At 62.4% G+C, this 7,245-nt stretch carries 5 protein-coding genes; 2 read left to right on the top strand and 3 right to left on the bottom strand.

The genetic code is table 11. The annotated features are described in order from the left end of the window. Positions 1–169 precede the first annotated feature (169 nt). Positions 170–841 (top strand): T9SS type A sorting domain-containing protein, encoded by a 672-nt coding sequence (locus FJY68_07650; GenBank protein MBM3331707.1) that lies wholly within the window; start codon positions 170–172, stop codon positions 839–841. 287 nt (positions 842–1,128) lie between these two features. Here the strand turns inward: FJY68_07650 and FJY68_07645 are convergent, their stop codons facing one another. From FJY68_07645 to FJY68_07635, 3 genes are all read right to left on the bottom strand, one after another. Next, a complete protein-coding gene (locus tag FJY68_07645; GenBank protein ID MBM3331706.1) occupies positions 1,129–2,148 on the bottom strand; it encodes a helix-turn-helix domain-containing protein in 1,020 nt (339 codons plus the stop codon). 543 nt (positions 2,149–2,691) lie between these two features. Then, positions 2,692–3,711 carry an S-methyl-5-thioribose-1-phosphate isomerase gene (mtnA, locus tag FJY68_07640; protein MBM3331705.1) on the bottom strand — a complete coding sequence of 340 codons (1,020 nt, stop codon included), beginning with the start codon at positions 3,709–3,711 and terminating at the stop codon, positions 2,692–2,694. A 142-nt stretch (positions 3,712–3,853) separates the two neighbouring features. Further along, a complete protein-coding gene (locus FJY68_07635) occupies positions 3,854–5,005 on the bottom strand; it encodes a class I SAM-dependent methyltransferase (protein ID MBM3331704.1) in 1,152 nt (383 codons plus the stop codon). A gap of 62 nt (positions 5,006–5,067) precedes the next feature. On the opposite strand from FJY68_07635, the gene fusA reads away from it, so the two are divergent. Further along, positions 5,068–7,146, top strand: a complete 2,079-nt coding sequence (fusA, locus tag FJY68_07630; protein ID MBM3331703.1) for an elongation factor G — start codon at positions 5,068–5,070, stop codon at positions 7,144–7,146. Positions 7,147–7,245: the final 99 nt, after the last annotated feature.

The following is a 7,245-nucleotide window of genomic DNA, read 5'->3' as shown; positions in this document are numbered from 1 at the left end:
TTTCATCACCCGCACACGCAGCACATCCAAAGCCGCCGGCGATAGACGCCGAGTATCGTCTTCTCTCATTACTCACAGTATACACCAAACCGACTCCCATGTCAAACATTTTATGCTCTGATTAGTAGCATACATTGCAGGTCCGTACGATGGCGTCTACGTTGTGGACGTGTCTGATCCTCGCAATCCCTCGCCCGTGAAGGTCCTGGCCGGAGCCAGCGCTTGGGGCTGTTGTGTGCGCGACAGTCTGCTGTTCGTTTCCGACTTCGATGACTCGCTGCACATCTGGAGCGTGGCGAACCTGCTCAATGTCTATGAGTTGGGCGCTGCGCCCGTCAGCAACGCGGGATACGACGTGAAAGTGCTCGGTGACTACGCCTATGTGGGCGCAAAGGGGCTCGGGTTGGTGGACATTTCGGATCCACGAAATCCGAGGCTGTTGGCATACTATTCAACACCGGATTTCGTCAGGCGAGTGGTATGCGATTCACCTTACGTATACGCGTCGTGCTGGAGCGCGGGAGTGTGCATCTTTGACACGGCGACGTTAGCAGTGACTGAACGGTCGGAAGTGCCGTTACGTTCAGGCGAGGCTCGCGTCCTGGGTACGGTGACGAACGGACGCGTGAGTATTGAGTTCACGGAAGCAACCAGAAAGGAGGTAAATCTTCAGGTATTCGACGTGACCGGCAAGTCCGCAGGAAGGGCCGACGCTCTCGACGCGGGTCCAGGTACTACGCGCTACCTGCTTGACCTGAGCAGCAGAGCAGCGGGGGTGTACATCGTGCGAGTGAACGTCGGCGATAGGATAAATCACCTGCGCATAACCAAGCTACAATAGAGGAGATATGCTATGAGGCGCAGAGTTCTTTGTCTCTGGGGAGAAACGGGGACACTTCGCTTGTTCCCATGGCTGGACTGAGGCACTTCGCTTCGAGTCTTCATCAAGCTAGTAGAAGACTCAGTCTCCATCTGCAGTAAACTACTCAAAGTCCGCTCCGAGTCAAGCCGAGGGACGTAGCCGTTGTCCGGTTCGGCGGGCGGCTCGAAACCGATACTTGCGTGAGACCGTTGGCCGATACTTGAGTGATGCCGCACCGGCAGGTGTACGACCTCGCGCCGTGCCGGCTAGGCGCGGAGGGAGAAGACCAGTTCGGCGAGGCGGTGGAGGAGGGCTTGGTCGATATAGGACTGCTGGTGACCGCTCACGATGTCGCGAATGATCCGTTCGCGGGCGGCGGTGCCCGGTTGCGTTGCCTCGGCTACGTTCAGAAACGCATTGATGATGCCTTGGTAGTTGCCAATCCGGTTTCCGGTCACACCCGATGAACGGAGCATGGCAAGCGCCGCTTCGATGACCGGCTTGCGCGCTTCTTCGCGGGCCTCGTGCTCCTTCGCCGCCCGCGCCATCCACTCGGTACGGCAGAGGTCATAGTCGGTCTCAATCCTGTGCCGGGGCGAGAGCAGCATCAGGTGCTTCGCCTCCTCAGTCGGCGGCAGCCAGTCCAGCTCGCCCTTTGTCTCCATGTCGTTGAACAGCTCGGTCACGACTCTACCCAGGTAATCAATGACGTCGGCCTGTACTACCTTGCGCTCAGCCCATGCCCGGCAGCGTTTCAGCCGTCGCTCTCGCAGTACCGGCCGCAGTTGTCTTGTCTGGTAGAGAATCTTGAAGACCTTGCGGCCGTAGTCGGCCACGGTCTTGCGCTCCTTGCTCATCGGCTTTGCCTTAAGGCCGTTCAACTCGTGATGGAGCATCACCTCGATCACCCTGCGCAGGTTCCACCAGGCAGCTTCTTTGCGCAGGGCAAGCAGAGCCAGGTCTTCCGGCCTGGGTTTGGGAATGCGCGGGCCGCGGATCGGTCGCGTGGGCACAGGCATCGGAGAGCCGAAGTATCCGTCCAGGAACTCAGTCAGGTCCTCTGAAGTTGCCTTGCAGGCACACAGGTAACTGAGCACGAGCCTGATTGACGGGTTCTGGACGTGTCCGGCCTCAAGCCTGGCGATGAGCTTGCGGCCATGTGCTCCGCCCGCTCCAGTCGCTTCCGCGATCTGCTGCTGGGTCAGACCGGCCCGTGTACGCAGTTCTCTCAGCAGCGGGAACAGGCCGTCAATGGCCGTCTTGTTCTCTGCGGCTTGCTTCGCCATGGTCCAAGTCTACTTTAAAGTAGACAGCATGGCAAGGCCTTGTTCCGTGTAAGTAGCAGGGTTAACAGCAAGCTAGGTCCAATACCACATTGCGCAGGCCGCTACCCCGGGGACCATCTGGACCATGGCCCGAGGAGGAGTCGGGCGGATGGCTGCGGCAGTAGCCGGGCAAGGCATCCGGACAGCAATTGGGCCGGCAATCTGGCAGGGAGCGAGGGCTGTTGCGGGGACGGGAACCTTCTCCGCAGCTTCACCCGCAATGGCGACCGCAGTCTGGATAGCAGCTCGGGCCGTTGCTGGGCGGATAGCTCGTGAGGCTAGTGTGTAGAGAGCTGGGCTGATAGCCGTGCCCGCAGCTCTGTCCGTCGTTCGGGCAGTTGCCTGCCCGGCAATTCGCTGAGTCATCTGCACCGCTGCCTGGCCCGCTACTGAGCACGCTATCCGGACCGCAACTGGGCATGCTCTCGTTTTGGGCCGTACCGCCGGGTTTTTGATTACTCTCTGAACAGTAGGAAGACAAGTCTAGTGCTGAACGAGCGCGGACTAGCGACCGAGCAGGCGTCGGATGGCAGCGCGGTAAGGCGGGTGGATGATGCCGCGATCAGTGATGAAGCCGGTAATGAGGCGGGCAGGAGTCACATCAAAGGCCGGGTTGAATACCGGCACGTCCTTGGGCGCGGCTCGGCACCCGAGGAAGCTACGCACCTCTTCCCCACCTCTCTCCTCTACGACGATCTTGCCGCCGTTCGAAGTCACCGGGTCAAAGGTCGAGGTCGGAGCGACAATGTAGAACGGCTTGCGCGCGGCCCGCGCGAGCGTTGCGAGCATCCTCGTGCCAACCTTGTTGGCCGTGTCGCCGTTGGCCGCAATCCGATCCGCTCCGGCCAGCACGAGGTCGCACCGGTCTATGACGCTGGCTGCGGCGCTATCCGCGATCAGGGTAACAGGTATCCTCGCACGAAGCAGTTCCAGCGTTGTCAGCCTGCTGCCTTGGAGTAGCGGCCTTGTCTCGCATGAGTACACACTCGGCTTCTTGCCGTCCAAGTGCGCCTGAATCACGACACCAAGCGCCGTTCCCATCCCCGGTCCGGCCAGCGCGCCGGTGTTGCAGATGGTAAGGATGTTGGCGCCCTTCGGGAGCAGCTTGGCTCCGAACCGGGCCATCGCGAGCGAGCGTTCAACTTCCTCGGTCTCGGTCCGCTGAGCTTCCGCGAGCACCGCTCGGCGCGTCTCATCGGGCGACATCGCACGGACGGACACGGACTGCATGACACGGACGACTGCCCACTTCAGGTTGACTGCAGTCGGCCGCGAGGCGGCCAGCATTTCTGCCGCCCGTCTGAGCCCCGGCTCCAGCTTGCTGTCGGGCAGCCGCTTCGCCTCTACTGCGAGGCCGTAGGCTGCGGCGACGCCGATGGCAGGTGCGCCTCTGACCGCGAGTCGCTTGATGATTCCGGCTACTTCTGCAGCACTCCTCGGGTAGAGATACACGGTCCGATGGGGCAGGAGTGTCTGGTCCAGTATCCGCAGGCGCGAGCCGCGGAACTCAACCGCGCGGAGCAGGAAGTCGGGAAGCTTCACCCTCACCCCTTCCCTCTCCCTCTGGGAGAGGGCGAGGGTGAGGGACGGTGCAGTCCCCGTTTTCGCTGCAGAGCCGCGGTTTTCGGACTGACTGGCGACACGAGAAGAGCTGTTGGACGCCAGACTAGCCACCTGTTGCTCTGTGGCTTGGGACACGATCCCGATTGTCGGACAATCGGGTCATGTCCCGCGCCTCGCCGGACTTTCGCAGCACCGCGACGAGCCCGAACGAATCGTGGTCGTGCTGCTCGGGCTCAGAACGGATGAGGTCGAGTGTGGCAAGGTAGCCATCGAAATCGAACCCGTCGCGTTCCGGCAGCAGTGAGTAGAGCCGAAAGAGGCGTGCTTCCAGCCACTCTCGACACGCGCCCAGTTTGGGATGCCGGCGGCCGATGCCCAGCACCATCCGCTGGAACCGGTTTGCCAGATAGCCGCCACGTTGCTCGGCCCGCACCGACTCCGCGGCGATGCGTTCGGAGACGAGTCGGTACACGTCATGCCCCTCAAACGGGCTGCGCCGGGGGTCGCCCAGGAACTCCGAGAGCGACTTGTGGGTATACTCGACGAAGTGCGGGGCGTACCCGGAGAATGGCCGCGGGAAGGCCGCCCGGTCAAGCGTGGTCAGCACCATCATTCCGCCGACCTCGAGCGCGTCGTAGACACGACGCAGGAGTCCTTCAGCCTCATCCGGCGGCAGGTGCTCAATAACCTCGAGCAACAGCACGGCGTCGACCCCGCCCATTCGCTCCGGCGCCAGCGACCGCGCGTCCAGATGCCGAAAACGGAGGTTCGCGCATTCGAACCGTGCGCGTGCCCCAGTCAGCAGGCGCTCTGAGTAGTCGGTCGCTTCGATGCTCCAGCTCTCGGGCATGACTTTGGCCAGGACGCTCGTCAGGCCGCCGCTGCCGCAGCCCAACTCCAGTAACCGCAACGGAGCGCGGGACATGACCGAATCGTTTGACGAATCGGATCGTGTCCCAAGCGGGCGAGAGCCACGCAGAACCTGGAGCACCGCCGCGTAGTTGGCGCAGTGGTGGAGCTGCAACCTCTTGTCGCGCTGCTGCTCGACGCTCCCGCCCTCGAGGTTTCCGAAATCCCGCGACCTGCCGAGGCGCTGGAACTCGTCCCAGATCCGCCTCACGTCCGCGCGGAAATCTGAACCGTCGTTCATGGTTGGATGGTCGGCCACGGGAGAGGATACCACACCAACCCGATTGCGCAACCCCAGCCGATGGCGGCTGGCTGCCGCCACTCGACCACTGGACCACATGACCACTGGATCACTATGCTGTGCCTCTCCGCTTGACTATCCGCTTTCAGGCAATAGCATTGACCTCCGTGGAAAGCACCGACCTGGCGCACATCAGGAACATCGGCATAGCCGCGCACATCGACGCGGGCAAGACGACGACGACCGAGCGCATCCTCTACTACTCGGGTCGGATTCACCGGATGGGCGACATCGATGACGGGAACACCCAGATGGACTGGATGGCGCAGGAACGCGAACGCGGCATCACCATCACCGCCGCGGCCACTACCGTCCAGTGGCTGGAGCACCGCATCAACATCATCGACACTCCCGGCCACGTGGACTTCACGGTCGAAGTCGAACGCTCGCTGAAAGTGCTGGACGGAGCGATCATAGTCCTGTGCGGGGTCGGCGGGGTCGAGCCTCAGTCCGAAACCGTCTGGCGCCAGGCCGACCGCTACCACGTTCCCCGCCTCGCCTTCGTCAACAAGCTCGACCGGAGCGGCTCGGACTTCTACCGGGTCACCAAGATGATGGCGGAGAAGTTCGAGCAGATACCGGTCCCTGTCCAGTTGCCCATCGGCGAAGAAGATGAGTTCAAGGGCATAATCGACCTGGTAGCGGAGAAGGCCTTCGTCTGGCATACCGACGACCTCGGCGCAACCTTTGAAGAGGTGCCGATACCTGAAGAACGCCTACCCGAAGTCGTCGACTACCGGCACCGGATGATCGACGTCCTCACCACGTTCGACGAGCAACTGCTGGAGAAGTACATGGCCGGGACGCCAATCGAGGAGGGCGACCTCAAACGCGCCCTGCGCAAGGGCACCATCGCGCTCCGAATCGTGCCGGTCTTCTGCGGCAGCGCGTTCAAACACAAGGGCATTCAGAAGCTGCTCGACGGCATCATCCACTACCTGCCATCGCCGCTGGATGTTCCCCCCGCGCGCGGCACCAACCCCAAGACGGAAAAGGAAGAGACCCGGCCGGCCGACGCCAAGGCTCCATTTGCCGCCTTGGTCTTCAAGCTGGCCTCAGACCCGCAGCGCGGGATGCTTGCCTACATCCGCGTCTATTCGGGCAAGGTCGAGCAGGGCGAGGTCGTGATGTCGGTGCCCGAGATGAAGCGCGTGCGCATCCCCAAGCTCGCCATCATGCACGCCAACCGTCAGCAGGAAGTCGAGTCGCTCTCCGCCGGAGAGATCGGCGTGGTCATCGGACTGAAGGAACCCCGCACCGGCCAGACCCTGGCCAACCTCGCCCATCCGATTGCCTTCGAGCCGGTCAAGTACCCGGAGCCGGTCGTTTTCCTGGCCATAGAACCGAAGACCAAGGCCGACGAAGAACGGCTGCACACGTCACTCGATACGCTCGCGCTCGAAGACCCGACCTTCAAGGTCCGCACCGACGAGGAAACCGGCCAACTCATCCTGTCCGGCATGGGCGAACTCCACCTCGAAATCCTGATTGACAGACTCGCCCGTGACTACAAGGTTGCAGTGCACTCCGGCAAGCCGCAGGTCTCCTACCGCGAAACCGTTACCGCTTCGGCCAGCGCTGAAGGCAGGTTCATCCGGCAGGCCGGCGGCAAAGGCCACTACGCCGTCGTCAAGATCATGCTCGAACCCTCGGCTCAGGGCAACACGATCGTGGACGAACTCAAGCCCGGAACCCTGCCCCGCGAATATGCCGCCGCGGTCTCTCAGGCGGTCCACGACTGCTTTGAATCCGGGGTCCTTGCCGGCTACGCGGTCGTGAACGTGAAGGCACGCATCCTGGACGGCTCCTGGCACGAGCAGGACTCGGCCGAGGTGGATTTCAAGGTTGCGGCGAGCCAGGCGTTCCGCGAAGCCTTCATGGCCGCCAGCCCGACCTTCCTTGAGCCGATAATGGAGCTTGAGGTCGTAACGCCGGACCAGTACCTGGGCAACGTGCTCGGCGACGTCACCTCGCGTGACGGCAGGATTCTGCACCTGGAACCGGTCAAAGGCCACCAGATAATCAAGGCCGAACTCCCGCTGGTCAAAACCTTCGGCTACGCCACCCAGCTCCGCTCCCTCTCCCAAGGCCGCGCCGCAAACTCCATGCAGTTCTCCCACTTCAGCCAAGTGGACCAGCCGACCCGCGAGCGCCTCTACCCGCTCTTCGCGGGAAAACCACAGTAGGGGCTCAAGCCCAAGCTCAAGCACAGGCCCGGGCGAGCGACGTGACCCGAGGTGTCTCTCATGAGAGATTCCTCGATTCGTCAGACTCACTCGGAACGG

It is taken from the genome of candidate division WOR-3 bacterium (assembly GCA_016867815.1).
Lineage (GTDB): Bacteria > Hydrothermota > Tepidihabitantia > Tepidihabitantales > Tepidihabitantaceae > UBA2258.
The sequence above is the reverse complement of the archived record's forward strand: the minus strand, read 5'-3'. Positions and strand labels throughout refer to the sequence as shown.